Origin of the sequence: Paraeggerthella sp. LCP19S3_G8 (assembly GCF_052119225.1) — a bacterium.
Lineage (GTDB): Bacteria > Actinomycetota > Coriobacteriia > Coriobacteriales > Eggerthellaceae > Paraeggerthella > Paraeggerthella hominis.
Genome location: NZ_JBQKFQ010000011.1, coordinates 1 through 16,640, shown reverse-complemented (window position 1 = coordinate 16,640; position 16,640 = coordinate 1). Strand labels below are relative to the sequence as shown.

14 protein-coding genes are annotated in these 16,640 nt (G+C 60.0%); 7 read left to right on the top strand and 7 right to left on the bottom strand.

Translation table 11 applies throughout. The features are described 5' to 3' along the window. Positions 1-446 precede the first annotated feature (446 nt). From ACTQZK_RS11185 to ACTQZK_RS11160, 6 genes are all read left to right on the top strand, one after another. On the top strand, positions 447-1,349 hold the full coding sequence (locus ACTQZK_RS11185) for a homocysteine S-methyltransferase family protein (RefSeq protein WP_216529035.1): 903 nt from the start codon (positions 447-449) through the stop codon (positions 1,347-1,349). A gap of 3 nt (positions 1,350-1,352) precedes the next feature. Then, positions 1,353-1,625 carry a hypothetical protein gene (locus ACTQZK_RS11180; RefSeq protein WP_114566513.1) on the top strand — a complete coding sequence of 91 codons (273 nt, stop codon included), beginning with the start codon at positions 1,353-1,355 and terminating at the stop codon, positions 1,623-1,625. Between the two features lie 234 nt (positions 1,626-1,859). Further along, a complete protein-coding gene (locus tag ACTQZK_RS11175; RefSeq protein WP_216529036.1) occupies positions 1,860-4,181 on the top strand; it encodes an anaerobic ribonucleoside triphosphate reductase in 2,322 nt (773 codons plus the stop codon). Positions 4,182-4,404: 223 nt separating this feature from the next. Then, entirely contained in the window at positions 4,405-4,950 is a 546-nt protein-coding gene (nrdG, locus tag ACTQZK_RS11170) for an anaerobic ribonucleoside-triphosphate reductase activating protein (protein ID WP_216529037.1), read from the top strand. A 50-nt stretch (positions 4,951-5,000) separates the two neighbouring features. Next, positions 5,001-5,858, top strand: a complete 858-nt coding sequence (locus ACTQZK_RS11165) for a mechanosensitive ion channel family protein (protein WP_216529038.1) — start codon at positions 5,001-5,003, stop codon at positions 5,856-5,858. Next, positions 5,851-6,933, top strand: coding sequence for a DUF2804 domain-containing protein (locus ACTQZK_RS11160; protein ID WP_216529039.1), 1,083 nt, complete (start codon positions 5,851-5,853; stop codon positions 6,931-6,933). Before ACTQZK_RS11165 ends, ACTQZK_RS11160 begins: the two co-directional genes overlap by 8 nt. A 670-nt stretch (positions 6,934-7,603) precedes the next feature. Here the strand turns inward: ACTQZK_RS11160 and ACTQZK_RS11155 are convergent. The 7 genes from ACTQZK_RS11155 to ACTQZK_RS11125 are packed head-to-tail and all read right to left on the bottom strand — an operon-like array spanning position 7,604 to position 12,529. Then, the gene (locus tag ACTQZK_RS11155; protein ID WP_114566518.1) at positions 7,604-8,677 is read right to left on the bottom strand and encodes a type IV pilus twitching motility protein PilT; all 1,074 of its coding nucleotides are present in this window, start codon (positions 8,675-8,677) and stop codon (positions 7,604-7,606) included. An 8-nt stretch (positions 8,678-8,685) separates the two neighbouring features. After that, the gene (locus ACTQZK_RS11150; RefSeq protein WP_114566519.1) at positions 8,686-9,150 is read right to left on the bottom strand and encodes a S4A5 electrogenic sodium bicarbonate cotransporter 4; all 465 of its coding nucleotides are present in this window, start codon (positions 9,148-9,150) and stop codon (positions 8,686-8,688) included. Beyond that, complete coding sequence (locus ACTQZK_RS11145) at positions 9,150-9,617, bottom strand: hypothetical protein (RefSeq protein WP_225748660.1); 468 nt, start codon at positions 9,615-9,617, stop codon at positions 9,150-9,152. Before ACTQZK_RS11145 ends, ACTQZK_RS11150 begins: the two co-directional genes overlap by 1 nt. Further along, complete coding sequence (locus tag ACTQZK_RS11140; protein WP_441899670.1) at positions 9,614-10,141, bottom strand: DUF4860 domain-containing protein; 528 nt, start codon at positions 10,139-10,141, stop codon at positions 9,614-9,616. Before ACTQZK_RS11140 ends, ACTQZK_RS11145 begins: the two co-directional genes overlap by 4 nt. Continuing rightward, entirely contained in the window at positions 10,138-10,413 is a 276-nt protein-coding gene (locus ACTQZK_RS11135; RefSeq protein ID WP_225748662.1) for a hypothetical protein, read from the bottom strand. The genes ACTQZK_RS11140 and ACTQZK_RS11135 overlap by 4 nt, the downstream gene beginning before the upstream one ends. Before the next feature lie 55 nt (positions 10,414-10,468). Then, positions 10,469-11,521 (bottom strand): type II secretion system F family protein, encoded by a 1,053-nt coding sequence (locus ACTQZK_RS11130; protein WP_441899669.1) that lies wholly within the window; start codon positions 11,519-11,521, stop codon positions 10,469-10,471. Positions 11,522-11,566: 45 nt separating this feature from the next. Beyond that, positions 11,567-12,529 carry a transglutaminase domain-containing protein gene (locus tag ACTQZK_RS11125; protein ID WP_441899668.1) on the bottom strand — a complete coding sequence of 321 codons (963 nt, stop codon included), beginning with the start codon at positions 12,527-12,529 and terminating at the stop codon, positions 11,567-11,569. 495 nt (positions 12,530-13,024) lie between these two features. Between ACTQZK_RS11125 and ACTQZK_RS11120 the strand changes: the two genes are divergently transcribed. Then, positions 13,025-16,321: an InlB B-repeat-containing protein gene (locus ACTQZK_RS11120; protein WP_441899667.1), complete on the top strand. Its 3,297-nt coding sequence runs from the start codon at positions 13,025-13,027 to the stop codon at positions 16,319-16,321. The last annotated feature ends 319 nt before the right edge of the window (positions 16,322-16,640 follow it).

The following is a 16,640-nucleotide window of genomic DNA, read 5'->3' as shown; positions in this document are numbered from 1 at the left end:
TACGTGCCGAGGTTGCAGATGATATGTGACGCACGTGCGCGTTTTGTGAATTGGTGGTCTTATAAGTAACAAATAAGCAAATTTCTTGGCAAATCGTCGCAAGCGCTCGGCGCAGCGGCGAAAGCGCGACGCGCGTCGACGGCGGTTCAGCAGCGGAATTCGGGGTTGTCGCGAAAAAAGATCGGGCCGCGAAGAGGGGAACTTCGCGGCCCACAAGGAGGGGGATGATGCGACGCTCGATGGCGTCGCTACTGCTTCTACGCAGTGCAAACGGAAAGGAGGGGAGTCTTTCGTTTGCGATACCCAGTATAAAAGTCAGCCTTGAAAAACATGTGACCGGCGCGTGTTCGTCTTGTGTAACGGGTGCGGACGATCGGTGAACGTCAACTCGCCCCATGCGGCACCGTTCTTTTGCTATCATAAGCACTCGACGAAAGGAATCTTCCATGCCTGATATCGATCTTCGCTTCCACCGGGATATGCTGGTTCTGTCCGCTCCGGTTGCTGCCGTGCTGCAGCGCCAGGGCTTCGACATCGACCGAGATCTGGAGTACGCCACGCTGGTGGAGCCCGAGGCTGTGCGCGAAGCGCTGCGGCTCAACAAGGTTGCCGGCGCTCAGTGCCTGGTGACTAGCACGGCGGGCATCACGGCTGCTCGTCTGGCGCACCACGGTCTGGAGGAGCGCGCGCAAGAGGTCGTGAAGGCCGGACTGGATATCGCTTGCCAGCTGAAGCCCCAGCACGTGCTGGTGGAGGTGGGCCCGTGCGGGCTGCCGCTCGATCCCTCCAGCAAAGCGTCGCTGAACGAGAATCGCAGCCAGTATGCCGACGCCGCGCGCGCATGCGCAGGGGCGACGTTCGACGCGTTCTTCCTGAACGGTTTCGCGAACCCGTCGGATCTCAAGTGCGCACTCATGGGCGTTCGCCAGGTGAGCGATGCGCTGGTGTTCGCTTCGGTCGACGTGGATGCTGACGGCGTGCTTTCCGGCGGCCGCCATACGTTCGCGGAGGCGTTGGAGGTTATGGTGGACTTCGAGGCGTCGGTGGCGGGCTTTGCGACGCGCGCTCCCCTTGAGGCCGCAACGAGTTTGGCGCGACAGGCATGCGCAGCCGGCTCCCTGCCGGTTCTGGCTCAGCTGATCGTGGGGGCGCACGACCCGAAGCAGGGCGGCGCCACGGAGTCCAATCCGTATTTCTGCCCGGATGTTCTGGTGGCGGCCGGTACGCAGCTGCGCGGTGCGGGCGCTCAGTTCCTGCGGGCTGGCGGCGCTGCCACGCCGGCGTACACGGGCGCCCTTGTTGCTGCAAGCGAGGGGTTCGACGTCGTTCGTCCGGACGTGGAGGCGTAGTCCATGGCTGACTCTTTTCGGACGAACACGGTGCGCAGTCCCCACTACGGCGCATTGCAGAGCGTGGTCGAGTCTTTGTTCGCGGATCGGGACGTGAAGTCCGTGCGACGGCTCGATGTGGTTGTCGCGGCGGAATCGGCGGATCTTCCCGAAGATCTGGCCGAGATCATCGCGCTGCTGCCTCCGGGCACGTACACTCGCCAGCGTCTGTGCGATCAGCTGAACTCGGCTATCGGCGGGCACGCGTGGGGGCAGGTGTACGGAACCGTCGAATAGCGGCGACCGGGCCTGTTTGCTGCGTGTAATAACTGTGTACGCCTTGCGCGTCCGTAGGCGGGCCGGTACTATATCTGAACATTTGAAACGCATTCACCCACTATATGTTGTGGAAAATCTTGGGTAGATCCTGTGGAAAGATTGCGCATAAACCAAGCGAAACCACAGATCGCGCCCTTAAAAGCACGCATTTGGAAGCGATTGAATAAGACTGGCGAAGAGAGGATCAGGCGCATGGTCACGACCATAGTAAAGCGCGACGGCCGCACGGCGGAGTTCAAGGCGGACAAGATTGCCGAGGCGGTGGAGCGGGCGTTCCAGGCATGCGGCGCCATGCAGGATCGTTCGGTTGCCGACGGCATCGCACAGGCTGTCGTGGACAAGCTTGAAGCCGGCGCCATCGAGGGCGTTCCCACGGTGGAAGGCGTGCAGGACCTGGTGGAGGAAACGCTCATCGAGGACGGATTCGTTCAGACCGCCAAATCCTACATTCTCTATCGTGCCGAGCGCAACCGTGCTCGCGACGTGAACAGCCGCCTTATCCAAACGCTCAAGGACATCACGTTTTCCAAGGCATCCGATTCCGACATGAAGCGCGAAAACGCCAACATCGACGCCGACACGGCTATGGGCACCATGCTCAAATACGGGTCAGAATCGGCCAAGCAGTTCTACGAAATGTGCGTCATCGATCCGAAATTTGCGCGTGCTCACCGGGACGGCGACATCCATATTCACGACATGGACTTCTACACGCTGACCACCACGTGCTGCCAGATCGAGTTGAAGAAGCTGTTCAAGGGTGGCTTTTCCACGGGTCACGGCGTGCTGCGCGAGCCGAACGACATCGCCAGCTACGCGGCGCTTGCCTGCATTGCCATTCAGTCGAACCAAAACGACCAGCATGGTGGCCAGGCTATCTGCGACTTCGACTACGGTTTGGCGGACGGCGTGCGCAAGACGTATCGTCGCCTGTACAAAAAGCACTTGGCCGAGGCCGTCGATCTGCTGATGAACGCAGAGGACGCCCGCGCGTTCGCGCAGGACACGCTTGACGCGGTGGAAGCCCAGACGGGCACGATCGCCAGCCTGCACATGGACGAGCAGTTCGAGGCCGCCGTGCGCGCCGCCCTTGCACAGGCGGGCGCCGACGACGCTACGGCTGATCGCGCGCTTGCGTATGCCGCGAAGAACGCCACGGCCGATACCGATCGCACGACGTTCCAGGCTATGGAGGCGCTTGTGCACAATCTGAACACCATGCACAGCCGCGCCGGTGCGCAGACGCCGTTCAGCTCGGTCAACTACGGCATGGATACGTCCCCCGAGGGGCGCATGGTGGTCAAGAACATGCTGTTGGCAACCGAAGGAGGCTTGGGTTCGGGCGAGACTCCCATCTTCCCCGTGCAAATCTTCCGCGTGAAGGAAGGCGTGAACTACAACCCTGAAGATCCGAACTACGACCTGTTCAAGCTTGCCATGCATTGCTCTGCGAAGCGCCTGTTCCCCAACTTCAGCTTCCTGGACGCGCCGTTCAACATTCAGTACTACAAGGGCACGCCCGAGACCGAGGTGGCGTACATGGGCTGCCGCACGCGCGTTATGGGCAACGTGTTCGATCCCGATCGCGAAGTGACGCCCGGTCGCGGCAATCTCAGCTTCACGTCCATCAACCTGCCGCGCTTGGCCATTCGCGCCAAGGGCGATCTGGATCTGTTCTTCGACCTTCTGGACGCGAAGCTTGCGCTGGTGGTGGGGCAGCTGGACGAGCGCTTCGAAATCCAGGCGCGCAAGCGCGTGTACAACGCGCCGTTCTTGATGGGCCAGGGCGTGTGGATCGATTCCGAGAAGCTTTCGCCCGACGACGAGCAGCGCGAGGTGCTCAAGCACGGCACGCTGTCGCTGGGCTTCATCGGCCTGGCTGAAGCGCTGGTGGCGTTGACCGGCCAGCATCACGGCCAGTCGAAGTCGTCGCAGAACCTGGGCCTGGAGATCATCGGGCACATGCGCGGATACCTGGACAAGCTGTCGCAGGAGCGCGGGATGAACTACGGCTTGATCGCTACGCCGGCCGAGGGCTTGTCGGGTCGGTTCGTGCGCATGGACCGTGCGCGCTACGGCTCCATCGAGGGCGTGACCGATCGCGATTACTATACGAACGGATTCCACGTGCCGGTGTACTATCCCATCAGCGCGTTCGACAAGATCGAGATCGAGGCGCCCTATCATGCGCTCACGAACGCGGGCCACATTTCCTATGTGGAGCTTGACGGCGACCCGTCCGACAACCTGGAGGCGTTCGAGGCGGTCATTCGTCACATGAAGGACAGCGGTATCGGCTACGGCTCCGTGAACCATCCGGTGGATCGCGACCCGGTGTGCGGCTACAACGGCATCATCGGCGACGTGTGCCCCAAGTGCGGTCGCACCGAGGCCGAGCACGGCACGTCGTTCGAGCGCATTCGCCGCATCACGGGCTACCTGGTGGGCACGCTCGATCGCTTCAACGACGCCAAGCGCGCCGAGGAGAACGATCGCGTCAAGCATCAGATGTAGCCAGACGCGGGCGGCTCCGGCGGCTTTTGCCGGCCGCCGGAACGCGCCGCCGCTGCGGCCAGCCACGGCACCCTGCCTTCGTGCGATCCCGGAAGCTCGCGTACACAGTACGCTTCGCCTCCGCGATCCCGCGAATTCAGGGCACCGTGGCTGCCCTCGCTGACTTACTACGCCAACCTGTGAGTGCAATATGCGCCCTTCGGGCGCATAAGGAGACCCTCTCGTGACTACTCCCGCCACCATTCGTTTGTACGGTACGGCCCCGGACTCCATCGTCGATGGTCCGGGGCTGCGCTTCGCCGTGTTCGTGCAGGGATGCACGCACGCTTGTCCGGGTTGCCACAACCCCGACAGCCAGCCGTGCGCGGGCGGCGAGGTTCGCCGCATCGACGAGTTGGTGGCCGAGATTGCGGCCAACAAGCTGGCGCGGGGCGTGACCATTTCGGGCGGCGAGCCGTTCGAGCAGGCCGCCGCATGCGCCGAACTTGCTCGTCAGCTGCGAAAACGAGGCTTGAACGTATGGACGTATTCCGGCTATCGCTACGAGCAGCTGGAGGACGGCTTTCCCGATGCCGCTGCACGCGATTTGCTCGACCAGACCGACGTGCTGGTGGACGGTCCGTTCGTGCAGGCGTTTCACTCCTTCGATCTGCCGTGGCGCGGTTCTTCCAACCAACGGTTGATTGACGTTCCCGCAACAAGGAGCCAGGGGCGTATCGTTTTGTGGGAAACTCAGGAAGACGTGTTTCAAAAGCCTCCGTCATGGTGAGGCGTTCGCCTTTCAGGGCGATGAGGATTGCAAGAGGGTAGGACGGCGGCATGGGACAACTCGAACAAGCCATCGAAGGCTTCGTGCGAAGCGATTGGGTTATCACGGCGATAACGGTTGTGGTGATTCTTTCCTTGACGGCGGTGTGCGCGCGGTTGGTGATGCGGTTCATGCGCAAGCTGCTGCATTTCAACGAAGAGAAGAACCTCCCCTCAAGTTCCATCTTCGTCAACATCGCGCGTGCTTCAGTGTGGGTCTTGGGCATCTGCATCATGCTGTCCACCTGCTTCAACGTAGATGTGAGCGCCGCTATAACGGCCATGGGCATTGGCGGTATCGCCATCTCGCTTGGCTTTCAGGACACGATATCCAACCTGATCGGGGGCTTGCAGGTGAGCCTCATGCGCATCGTCAAGCCGGGCGACAACATAGAAGTGGGCTCGTCTTCGGGCGTGGTCAAGGACGTGACATGGCGCCATACCACCATCAGGAACAGCGCTGGCGCAGAGGTCATCATTCCCAACTCCATCATCAACAAGACGGCGCTCGTGCACCTTCCTCCCACCAACCAGGTATCGATTCCCGTTGTCGTGGCAACCGACGGATCCCGTCTTGACGACTTGGCGGAGGCCATCGAGCGGGTTGCCGCCGAGGCCGCATCCGAAGTGGCGAAGCTGACGAAGCAGCCGGCCCTTTCCTTTTCGGCTGTCGAAGATGCGGGGTTCAAGGGATCCATTGTGTTTCGCGTGGCGGATAGCCGCACGGGTGCTCGGGCAGGCGATGCCGTACTGCGTGCCATTGCTCCATTGACCAGGGAAGGCGGCATTAATCTGATCGACGGTGTTTTGGCGGGGAAGCAGCAAGTGGCCGAGGATTCCGCAAACGAGGGAGGGAGGACGAATGGCTGAAACGCGATTGACCGAAGGTCCTTTGCATAACGACGATGGATCTCTGGCCCAATGCGGTTGGGCTACCGCGCTCGTTCGTTCCTACGACCGCGCGCGTGTGAAGGCGCCGGCTCTGCGCATCAAGGAATGGGACTACTACCTGGTGAACGACGATGAGTACGCCGTGGCGCTCACCTTGGGCGATTTGGGGTACGGCGGACTCATTTCGGCGTCTGTCATGGACTTTGCCGAGGGCGTTTCGCATACGGCCAGCACCATGGTTCCCTTGACCCTGGGCCGGTTCCGGCTGCCGTCCTCGTCGTCTTCCGGCGTGTCGCGGTTCCAGAACGGGCGCGTGTCGTTCGACTTCGAGGTGAAGGACGGGTGCCGTCGCATAAAGGCCCAGTTCGCTCGATTCGACGGGCGCGACGATCTGACGTTTGAGGCGGTGCTTGACGAAGAGCCGCGCGACACGATGGTGATTGCCACGCCGTGGGCCGAAGACCCGCTCGCGTTCTACTACAACCAGAAGATCGTTGCCATGCGAGCGCAGGGCAGCTTCAAGAAGGGCCTGCTCGTACATGGCTTTTCGCCGGAGCGTTCGTTTGGCTTGCTCGATTGGGGCCGCGGCGTGTGGACGCGCGACAACACGTGGTACTGGGCCGTCGCGCAAGGTTGGCAGGATGGGCACGGAGGGGCGCAGCCCGGTGCTCATCGGTTCGGACTCAACCTGGGGTACGGTTTCGGCGACACGTCCGCTGCGTCCGAGAACATGGTGTTCGTGGACGGCGTTGCCCACAAGCTGCATCGCGTCGACTTCGGCATTCCCGAGAAAGCGGGGGCTGCGGTTGCGAAGAAGACCGAGGATCGCTACCAGCTTGACCAGCCTTGGCACGTAACCGACGACGAGGGTCGTTTGGATATGGTGTTCACGCCGATGCTCGATCGCGTTGACTGGATGGACTTCAAGGTGATTCGCACCGACCAGCACCAGGTATTCGGAAGGTTCGACGGTACGGTGACGCTCGACGACGGCACCGTGTTCGAAGTGGCGAACCTGTTAGGGTCGGCCGAGGTCATCCACAACGTGTATTAGAGCAAGGGGCGCAGTTCAAGGCGAACTGAACTGCGCCCCTTTTTGTCGTTGGTGGGTGCTTCAGGCTTGGCGCTCGATGCGATGCGGCGGTCGGGACGGGGCGCCCATGTTCTCCGTCCCCCGGAATGAGGCTTGCATACGACTTGCGCGCGAAAAACCGCTCCCGCTGGCAGGTTTTGACGGTTTGAGGTCGTCGAGATGAACTCCGCTTGTCTCACCCCTTTGCTCACTTTTTATTTTACCTGATCAGAGCGTTGTGATGTCGGATGAGGTTCCCAAGGGCGCTCGTCCCGCCGGACCAAACGACCTCAAGCCGTCAAAACCTGCCAGCGGGAGCGGTTTTTCGCGCGCAACCTCTTGATTGGGGCGGCGACGAGGGGGGCGCGCTGCCGGCTGGCGGGGCCCCGCCAGGTAAGGGGGCGCTTGTCGACAACGACGCGCTCCCGACAAGCCGGCCAACGACGCGCTCCCGACAAGCTGCCAACGGCGCGCTGCCGACAAGCTGCCAACGGCGCTCCGATTGGTAGCGGGACGCTGTCGATCGGAGCCAACGGGATGCCGGGCAGCGCCCGCCGCCCGCCGCTACCCGGCAACACCCCGCCAGTCCCCCCAATAAAACGAAGGCGGGGTCATCGACCTCGCCTTCGTTCTGCCATGCGGTTGGGAGCTGTTACAGGCTCGCTGCTTCGAAGCGGCGCTTGAGAGCTTCCTGGTGGATGCTGTACTGCAGGGCCATATCCTTTGTCACGCGGCCTTCTTTTACCAGGTCGAACAAACTTTGATCCATGGTGCGCATGCCTTCCGCGCCGCTGGCAGCTATCACGCTGTCGATCTGGTGCGTTTTCTCTTCGCGGATAAGGTTGCGAATGGCGGTGTTCGCGAACATGATCTCGAATGCAGGCACCGCGCCGCCGTCGATTGCGGGAACCAGCTGCTGGCTGACGATAGCTTGCAGCACCATGGACAGCTGGATGCGGATCTGGCGCTGCTGCGAAGCGGGGAAGGCGTCGATGATGCGATCGACCGTGCTGGCTGCGCCCGTGGTGTGCAGCGTCGACAGCAGAAGCTGCGCCATTTCGGCAGCGGTCACGGCGGTGCCGATCGTGTCGTGGTCGCGCATCTCGCCAAGCAGGATCACGTCGGGCGCCTCGCGCATAGCCGACCGCAGCGCTTCGGAATAGCTGGCCACGTCGGTGGGCACCTCGCGCTGCGTCACGATGCAGCTGCCGTGCTTGTGCACGTATTCGATGGGGTCTTCCATGGTGATGATATGGCCGCTGCGCTCGTGGTTCAGCCGATCGACGATGCAGGCAAGCGTGGTTGATTTGCCTACGCCGGCAGGGCCGGTGACCAGCACCAGTCCCTTTTGCAGCTGCGAAAGGCGCAGGACTTCCTCCGGTATTCCCATCGCTGCGGGGTCGGGCAGCCCAAAGGGGATGACGCGGATCACGGCGCCGAGCGACCCGCGTTGACGGAAGATATTCGCGCGGAAACGCCCGATTCCGGAAATGGCGAATGAGAAATCCTCGTCGTGATTGCCGTTGTCGAGGAATCGATCCATGTTGCGCCCGGATACTTCGTAGATCGCGCGTACGAACGCTTCGGTGTCGGCGGGCTTGAACGGGGGCGTGTCCAGCCGAACTTGCTGACCGCTCGCTTCGTAGGCCAGGGGAAGCCCTGCTATGATGAAGACGTCGGACGCCTTCGCGTCAACCATCTCCTGCAAAAGCTGTTCCAGTTTCATGGTGTCTCCTATCGTGTTTGAGCGGCGCCCGACCAGAGCGTTTCGCCCGAGCTCGCGTTCGTCCACTGCGTCGTTGCTTTCCATGCCGTTATCTCGTACGTTGCGTTGGCGCGCACGGTTAGTTCGATGTCCAACGCTCGGCCGCTTTCGGTGCTGAACTTCGCCGAAACGGTCGTTCCTTCGCGCTTGGCGTTGCTCGGCAGCATGCCGTCCACCGCAACGAGGGCGGCGTCGAGGCTGCCGCCTGCTTTCCGTACGCTTGCCAGCGTTTCGTCGACGTTTGCGAGCAGATTCTGTGCCGCGCTTTCGTTGACGTAGGTGTCTGCGGTGAACGCCGCCTGCTTCTCCGCTGCCGCGTACGTTGCCTGAGCCGTGCTGATGGACAAAACTCCCAGTACGGCCAAACACAAGACGGTCATCAGGGTAAACAGGCTGATGGGTCCGATGCGTACCGATCCTTTCGATCTGCTCATCAAGCCTCCTCTGCGCTGGTCGAGTAGCGGGACGTGTCCAACGTGTATACGGTTTCGGCACCTTGCGTTACTGCGATATGGGCGGTATACAGGGTTCCGCCGCCCTTGTCATGTTGCTCTACCGTGCGGTTGACCTGGTATGTCGTGCTTTCGTTTCCTGCATCCGGCGTACCGTCGACTTCCACCAGGCTACCGTTTGCAATGGTGAACGATGCGGTCATGTTCCCCGATGCTGGGTCGGCTGCGAACGCTTCGGCGTTGTTCGCAGCAATCGTGACGGCGTTTGAAAGGTGGTCGGCTTCCGTTCCGCGCTCGTGCGCGATTCCCGTAAGCTGAACCACCACGGCAAGCGCGGCCATCAGAAATGCAAGAAGCACAAGCGATTCAACGATGAACGCGCCGCCATGCCATGAACGGCGGTTCTCTTCGCGTGCGCGCCTGTGGCGCGGAATCTGCACGACCATCATGAACCCCCTCGGACGCTGCGCAAGGCGACGGAGGTCGAGCCCTGGTCGGTGTACACGGTTAGCAGGCCGTTCTCGTATGCGAAGTCGAATCGCTTCGATTTCACGATTTCACGCGCTTTTTCCGGCGTGAAGGCGGCGTCGGCGCGAGCGTATTCTTCGACGATCGATCCTTGGTAGGCGTACAGTCTTGTTTCGTACACGCCGCTTTCCAGGCGCTCGGTCAGCACGAGCGCCGACCCCTCCGGTCCTTCGGCCACTCCTACAGCGTCGGTCGCATCGTTTGCGCGAATGGAGTTTCCTATGAGCGACAATCCCAGACGTGTTTCGTCGGAGGCGGTGCGCACGGCGTTGATGGACTTGTACGCGTTCGTTCCTACAAGCAGCGAGATCAGGAGAAACAGCGAAAGCACCGCGAACAAGATCGTGATGAACACGCGGTCGCGACTTTGGCTCGGGCGGCTTGCGGCTTGACCCGGGTGCGTTGCCTGGACAAGCGCCTGTGCTATGTTGTGGTTGCCGTTCATTTTGCCAGCACCACGACGTTGGGCATGACGTTGTCGGCGAACACCTCGTAGGTGATTGCGTAGTCGCTCCGGTTTACGACAAGCCCGTAGTTTTTCTCGAGATACGCCAAGGACGGCGGATAGGTGCCCTCGATCGCGCAGCATTGCTTCGCGCTGTTCAGTATGGCGTTTCGCACCGAAAGCTCGCCTTGCTCGCGTAGGGTTGCGCTGACGAAACCGTAGGCGACCCAAATGAGCGCCGCTGCGGCAACGATGGCGAAAAATATCGACATACGTTTGCGCGTTCGCTTTCTGATCTCCTGTTTTGTCATCTCGCGGTACATGGCGTTATCCGATCGATCCCATGATGCCGATAAGGGGCAGCATGACGGCTATCAGCGTTGCTCCCACGCTGACGGTCAAAAAGGCCGCCAAGGTGGGCTCCACGCTGTCGATGAGGCGATCGAGGCGGATGGAGGAGTCGTCGAAGAACGTGTCCGACAAGCTGGCCAGCACGGTTTCCAGGCTTCCCGAGCGTGTGCCTACCACGAGCATGCGCGCATAGACGGGCTCGAACACGTTGTTGTCGAATACTGCTTGCGCCAGGCTTTTGCCGAGCGACGGGTCGGTCATTTGGCCGCGCACGTTCTCAAGCTGGGATTTCAAGGCGGGATGGTCGACCATGGCAACGGCGCGCTCCATAGCGGTGTCGGTGTTTACGCCGGCTGCGACGAACGTGGCGAGTGCGGCCGTGAACCGCCCGACGGCCATTTGACGCAGCGGTTCGCGCGTGAGCGGCATGCGTTCGAGCAGCCGGACAAGCTTGCTGCGGCCTTGGGGCGAGCGGCTGGCGACGATGCCAACAAGCACCAGCACCGTGCAAAGCAGCGTAATGCCCAAAGCGGTCCATCCGATGATGATGGACGCGTTCACGTAAGCGAAAGATCCGCTGGTCAGGTTGCCAGTCAAGCCGGTGTAAACGTCAACGAACACGGGCAGGATGACGGCTACGGTGAACAGCAGGATCACCGTCATCACGGACAGGAGCGCGGCGGGGTAGGCAACGGCGCTTTTGGTTTTAGCGTACAGGCGGTCTTCTTCGTCGTAGTACTTCGCCAGGCTCCACAGCACGTTCTCCAAGCGTCCCGAGTGTTCGCCGGCGGCAACCATGTCCACCACGTGATGGGGGAAGCTCTCTGACTTTTCCAAAGCCTCAGCCAGTGATTTCCCTGAGATCAGCCCTGCATATACGCTGTCGCAGGCGTTCTTGAACGCGGCGTCCTGCATGTTTTCGCCTAGCAGGTAGACGGCTTCGTCCATCTGAATGCCGGCTGAGTGCATGACGGCGGCGCTTTCGCAAAATGCGGCGATCGCACTGCTTTCGAGCATCTTCGTGGCCATGTCCCTACTCGCTCCTTATCTTGCCCTCATGCGCAAACTAGCATGTCAGTACGTGTAACGATCGGTGTAGCCGGTTCCGTCTCCGACGTAGCTTGACGCGCCCCCTGCGGCAAACGTGGTATCGATGCGCGTCCAGGTGTTCTGCCTGACGTCGATACCGGCGCCGATCCACGTGCCATCAATATATATCATGTTCCATGCATGGTATATATTATCAGGCGAGACGTTTCCGGTGATTATCTTGCAGGGAACGCCTTGGCTACGAAGCATAGCCGCTGCGAGGGATGCGTAGTCGAAGCAGATGCCGGTTTTGGCGTTGATGGTTGCGTCGGGGGAGGGAACGTATCCGGTTGCGTCGGCAAGTGCAGCGGCTTTCTCCTCGTCGTACGCTACATTGTCCACGATCCAAGTGTAAACGGCGCGCACCACGTCGCCTTGGTTCTGCGCGTTGGCGCATAGCTCGTTCGCCAGTTTTGCCGCGGCGCTGTCCGGTCCGTAGTTGCAATAGACGCTGGGCCTGATGAACGGTTGGAACTCGTCGGAAAGGGCCACGTTTTGATCGGGCAGGCTGGCCAGTTCGACATAGCGGTTTCCCGACGTGTTCTCCCATACGGTGAAAGAGTAGGTTGCGTTGCCCTCGCTGAGCGGGCACGATATGGGCGTACCGTCGTTGGGGAGGTCGTAGTTGTACTCCAGACCCCCGCTTTTCACTTGGAACTTCAATCGAGATTGCGATGTGGCGCTGACCGAAACGTAACCCTCCGAAAGATGGGAAGCGTCTATGAGCGCTCCGTCGAGGTTGGTCGCGGCCGATGCGTCGAAGGGGGAGAGGGCGGGTTCGGTCTGCGTGAAGGCTGGCCCGGAGGTTTGCTCCTGGTTGCCGCTTGACGGAGAGTCGGTTCCTCGGCCGCTTTCGCTGCAGCTTGTCAAAAGAACCAGGAGCGCGCAGGCGAACGCGGCCGCGCGCAGGCAGCGGAAGATGCGGTGCGCGCGAATTCTCCGGGGCATGGAAGCCGCCGATTTCGCAGACTGTCGACAAGGGACGACTATCGCAGCGTCTTCCTGCATGCACGCCTTTCTGGGGTTGAGCCGTATTGGGCATTATACCGCTATGCTGCAGCGTGGATCGCAGGGTACGCCAAGCTGCGGGAAAGGCATGGAGGATGTGTTGTTTCGAAGGGCGCCCCAGGGCTCGATTTGCTTGTTTATGTACGTTCATCAGGTTTTACCGCTTATTCAACAGTTGGGTAAACAGCCGAAAAATGCACCCGACAAAGAGACATTTGAACGCTTGCATGGTAAACTAATTAAGGGTTTGTACGGTTTTCGCATGAACGGAAGCTCGGGCAAGCCTACCACGGGAGTCACGAACACGAGCATGCTCGATAACGTAACGGCACACTGACAGGGGAAGCGCTCGTCGCGCTTCGCATCGTGCGGGCTAGTTGCCCGGCGCAAGCGTCAATCCGGAATGGCGATCCGGTAGAAGTGTGGGTGATACGTATGCTAGAGAAGATGCTCGATCTCAAAAACACGTTTGAAGGCAAATGCCTGGCCGTGTTCATGGCGGTTGTCATGGTTTTGACCATGACGAATTTCGCGGCTTTTGCCGAAGGCGGCGCCGACGGAGCGTCGGCTGGTTCTTCTGCGCAGAAATCGGCGGAGACCATTGAGGCCTCTCAGGATCAGCAGGCGGTTCAAGACGCCGTGCAGCACGGTGCCGATGCCGCTGGATCTGACTCGTCCGCATCGCAGGCCGGGCCTATCGTTGCGCCCGAGGTTGACGAAGCGGTGGTCACGTTTGAGGCCGAGCATGCCTACGTGTCCGTGAAGGACCAGATTCTTTATGCCAAGACGCTTACAACCGAGCTGCACAAAGAGCTGAAGTTCGCCGCTTCGGCCGATACGGGCTACAGGGTTTCCCAGGTTGTTGCACGCAACTCCGCGAGCGAGAACGTACCGGTTCAAGAGATTGACGGCGGCTACGCCATTGCCGCCGAGCACGTGGACAGCACGCTGGTGGTTACCGTGAACGCCGAGGCCGTGGAGGCCGAGCAGCCTGCGCCGGCGCCCGAGACCACGCCTATTACCGGCGACTCGAAGGTTGATACGACTGGGAATTCCAATGCTCCGGCTGTTTCTCTCTCCCAAACGGTCGGTGCGACCACGGTCTCTTTGGAGGCGCCCGCTGGCGTGCTCCCTGCGGGCGTTGCCATGAAGGTCGTTCCGCTTGGGGGCGAGGACGTTCGCCAAGTTGCCGAGGAGAAAGCTTCGGCCGAAGGAAAGAAGCTGGTCGGCTTTGTCGCCGTGGATGTGACGCTGTTCGACGCCGCGGGGAATCAGATCCAGCCTAAAGGCGACGTTTCCCTGACGTTGGCGAACGCTGATTTGAAGGCCGGGTCCACGTCTTTGTATCACTCCGAGGGCAATATAGCAGACGTTGAGAAGGTTTCCGATGGAACTCGGGCGACGTTGAGCCATTTGTCGCCCGTTCTTGCCGTCGATGCGGTGAGCGCTGCGTTGCATACGGTCACGTTCACTGCTGAAGGAAACGATCCCATTTCGAAAAACGTGGTAGAGGGCGAAATGTGCCCCGAGCCTGCGACGCCTGTCATTCCTGCAGGTTACGTTGCGTTTCTCGGTTGGTATCAAAAGATGGAGGACGGTTCGCTGTCTTCCAATCGCTTTGATTTCGCCTCGCCCGTTGTGGCCGATATCGAGCTTGTTGCCAAATTCAGCGACAAATGGGTCGTTCTGTTCCAGGATGCTGCGGGCAAGGTTGTCGAGACGCAAGAGGTCTCGAACAATCAAAAGGCAAAGCAGCCCGAGCATACTCCCGTTGCCCCTTCTGGGCAGGAGTTCGATGCCTGGTATCTTGACGGGAAGCCTTACAACTTCAATACCCCGGTGACGGGCAATATTACGCTCGTTCCGCACTTCGCCGATACGCACTATGTGCACTTCGTTTCCAAGGGGTCGGCTGTGCCTTCTGCGATCGTGCGCGATGGCGGCACCGTCCCCAAGCCCAACGATCCGACTCGCGAGGGGTACGACTTCCAGTATTGGTCGACGAGCGAGGATGGAAGCTCGGGGGCGTTCAACTTCGATACGCAGATCAAGGCCGATACGGTCTTGTACGGCGTATGGAAGGGCGCGACCGTCGATTACACGCTTGTGTACAACTTCGAGCATGCGAATATTGCCGGCGATGCCGGCACGAATACGAGCAATTACTCGTTTAGCCAGCAAGTTACCATGCGCGCTCAAGCGGGGAGCACGGTGTCGGGCGATAGCTTGCGGGCTTCAGGTCTTTTGAATCCCAATCAATACAGCGACCTGGCTAAGTACGGATACTACGCGTTCGGCGATACGACCCAGATTTCCGGCACGGGCTCCACGGTAATAAACGTGTATTACAAGCGTACGCTGTATACGGTGCAATTCGATCTGGGCAGTAGCAGTTCTCGTTGGATGAGCTTTGACGGTGTTCTGTACAGTGGAGGCTGGAACTCCAGCAAGTATTCGTTTGCAGCAAAATACGAGCAGTCTATCGGAAGCCTTTGGGTGTCATCTAAGAATGCGACGTTTTGGAGCAACCGGAATCAGGGCTTTGCCGGGTGGACCGGCTTCGGCTACAGCACGTTCGTGAGCCATCGTTTTACGATGACCGAAGATATCATAGCGAGCGCCAACAACGATAAGGTGATAACGGCGACAGCGTCGTGGAACACGGTGTCGCGAAGCCAGGTAAACTACTGGCTTGAGGTGGCGGATCCCTCTAATCTTCCTGCGGATGCGAAACAAATGCCGAACGGCAAATACTACAGCGCTCTTAACGAATATACGCAAGAGCTGCTTCACAGCGGAAGCCTAAGCGCGAAGACCATCGGCGGGTTTTCCAAAAAATCGGACTACAATACAGATCCTGTCTGGGAATGGGACGGGAGCCAGTGGGTGTCTACCTACAACTTCTATTATGATCGCAATGCATACACCTTGTCCTTCAACTCCATGGGCGGAAGCTTTGTTCTCTCTAAAACGGTCTTGTACGAAGCTCCTATGGCTCAGCACGAACCTGACGACCCCACTCGCGAACATTACGTATTCAAGGGATGGTATCTGGATAGCGACTATATGCTGCCCTACGATTTCGGTACAGCCACTATGCCGGGCAGCAACGTCCAATTATATGCGAAATGGGAGTCCTCCCAATACTCCGCCAAGTTCTACACGCACGAGGGAGATGGGACCCCGGTAAAGACGCAGGGTATTGCTCAGGGCGAGTACATCAAAGATCCTGGGGTGTACATTGTGGGTCAGGGCTATGAGGGTCTGGGCGAGTTTCTTGGATGGTACTGGTATCTTCCGGGAACCGATCGCCTGGTTGCCTATAGCTGGGAGACGCCTGTATCCGGTGATGTGACCTTGTACGGGCGCTGGAAAACCGATGGGTTTTCTTTGACGTACGACAAGGGGATCGGTTTCGGAAGCGTGCCTGTCGATACTAACAGCTACGCGCTTGGCGTAAAGGCTCCTGTAAAAGACGCTTTGCTTTCTGCGTCCGGCAAGACATTCGTCGGTTGGCAGGTTGACGGATCTGGTCGCACGTACTATCCGGGGAACACTATCAAGATGAACGGCGATACAAAGCTCGTTGCTCGTTACGTGAATCCTAGTTTGGCGGTGAGCCTTGTCTTCAATGCTAACTACGGGAGCAACCCTGCTACGGAAACATGGACGGCTGAAAAGAACGATTATGTAACGCTGCCTGACAGTATGTTTGACAGGGCAGGTCGGTAAGCAGTGCTTCCGAAACGATCGCTCCTGTAACGGGCATCGCTTCTGGCTCGACGGCTTCGCCAGATTCTGGGTATAGATTTGACGGCTGGTATGACAACGCGGAGGCATCGGGAAATCCGATTTCCCGTGACGCGCGTTTCGTTCCTTCTAAGGTAGACGGCGTTTATGCCGGGGGCAGCTATTGGGCCCGCTTCGTCGTCGATGAAACCCAGACCTACGCGGTGAGCTACGCCACCGACGGCAACGGCACGGCCGACCCCGCCGACAACCGGGGCATCCAGGTGCTCGGCACCTCCGGCGTGACCGGCTCGACCGCCGC

Bases quoted from the DNA above. Each gene is read 5' to 3' on its own strand.
- ACTQZK_RS11185 (WP_216529035.1), top strand. From the start codon at position 447: ATGCCTGATATCGATCTTCGCTTCCACCGGGATATGCTGGTTCTGTCC.
- ACTQZK_RS11180 (WP_114566513.1), top strand. From the start codon at position 1,353: ATGGCTGACTCTTTTCGGACGAACACGGTGCGCAGTCCCCACTACGGC.
- ACTQZK_RS11175 (WP_216529036.1), top strand. From the start codon at position 1,860: ATGGTCACGACCATAGTAAAGCGCGACGGCCGCACGGCGGAGTTCAAG.
- ACTQZK_RS11165 (WP_216529038.1), top strand. From the start codon at position 5,001: ATGGGACAACTCGAACAAGCCATCGAAGGCTTCGTGCGAAGCGATTGG.
- ACTQZK_RS11160 (WP_216529039.1), top strand. From the start codon at position 5,851: ATGGCTGAAACGCGATTGACCGAAGGTCCTTTGCATAACGACGATGGA.
- ACTQZK_RS11155 (WP_114566518.1), bottom strand. From the start codon at position 8,677: ATGAAACTGGAACAGCTTTTGCAGGAGATGGTTGACGCGAAGGCGTCC.
- ACTQZK_RS11150 (WP_114566519.1), bottom strand. From the start codon at position 9,150: ATGAGCAGATCGAAAGGATCGGTACGCATCGGACCCATCAGCCTGTTT.
- ACTQZK_RS11145 (WP_225748660.1), bottom strand. From the start codon at position 9,617: ATGATGGTCGTGCAGATTCCGCGCCACAGGCGCGCACGCGAAGAGAAC.
- ACTQZK_RS11140 (WP_441899670.1), bottom strand. From the start codon at position 10,141: ATGAACGGCAACCACAACATAGCACAGGCGCTTGTCCAGGCAACGCAC.
- ACTQZK_RS11135 (WP_225748662.1), bottom strand. From the start codon at position 10,413: ATGTCGATATTTTTCGCCATCGTTGCCGCAGCGGCGCTCATTTGGGTC.
- ACTQZK_RS11130 (WP_441899669.1), bottom strand. From the start codon at position 11,521: ATGGCCACGAAGATGCTCGAAAGCAGTGCGATCGCCGCATTTTGCGAA.
- ACTQZK_RS11125 (WP_441899668.1), bottom strand. From the start codon at position 12,529: ATGCCCCGGAGAATTCGCGCGCACCGCATCTTCCGCTGCCTGCGCGCG.
- ACTQZK_RS11120 (WP_441899667.1), top strand. From the start codon at position 13,025: ATGCTAGAGAAGATGCTCGATCTCAAAAACACGTTTGAAGGCAAATGC.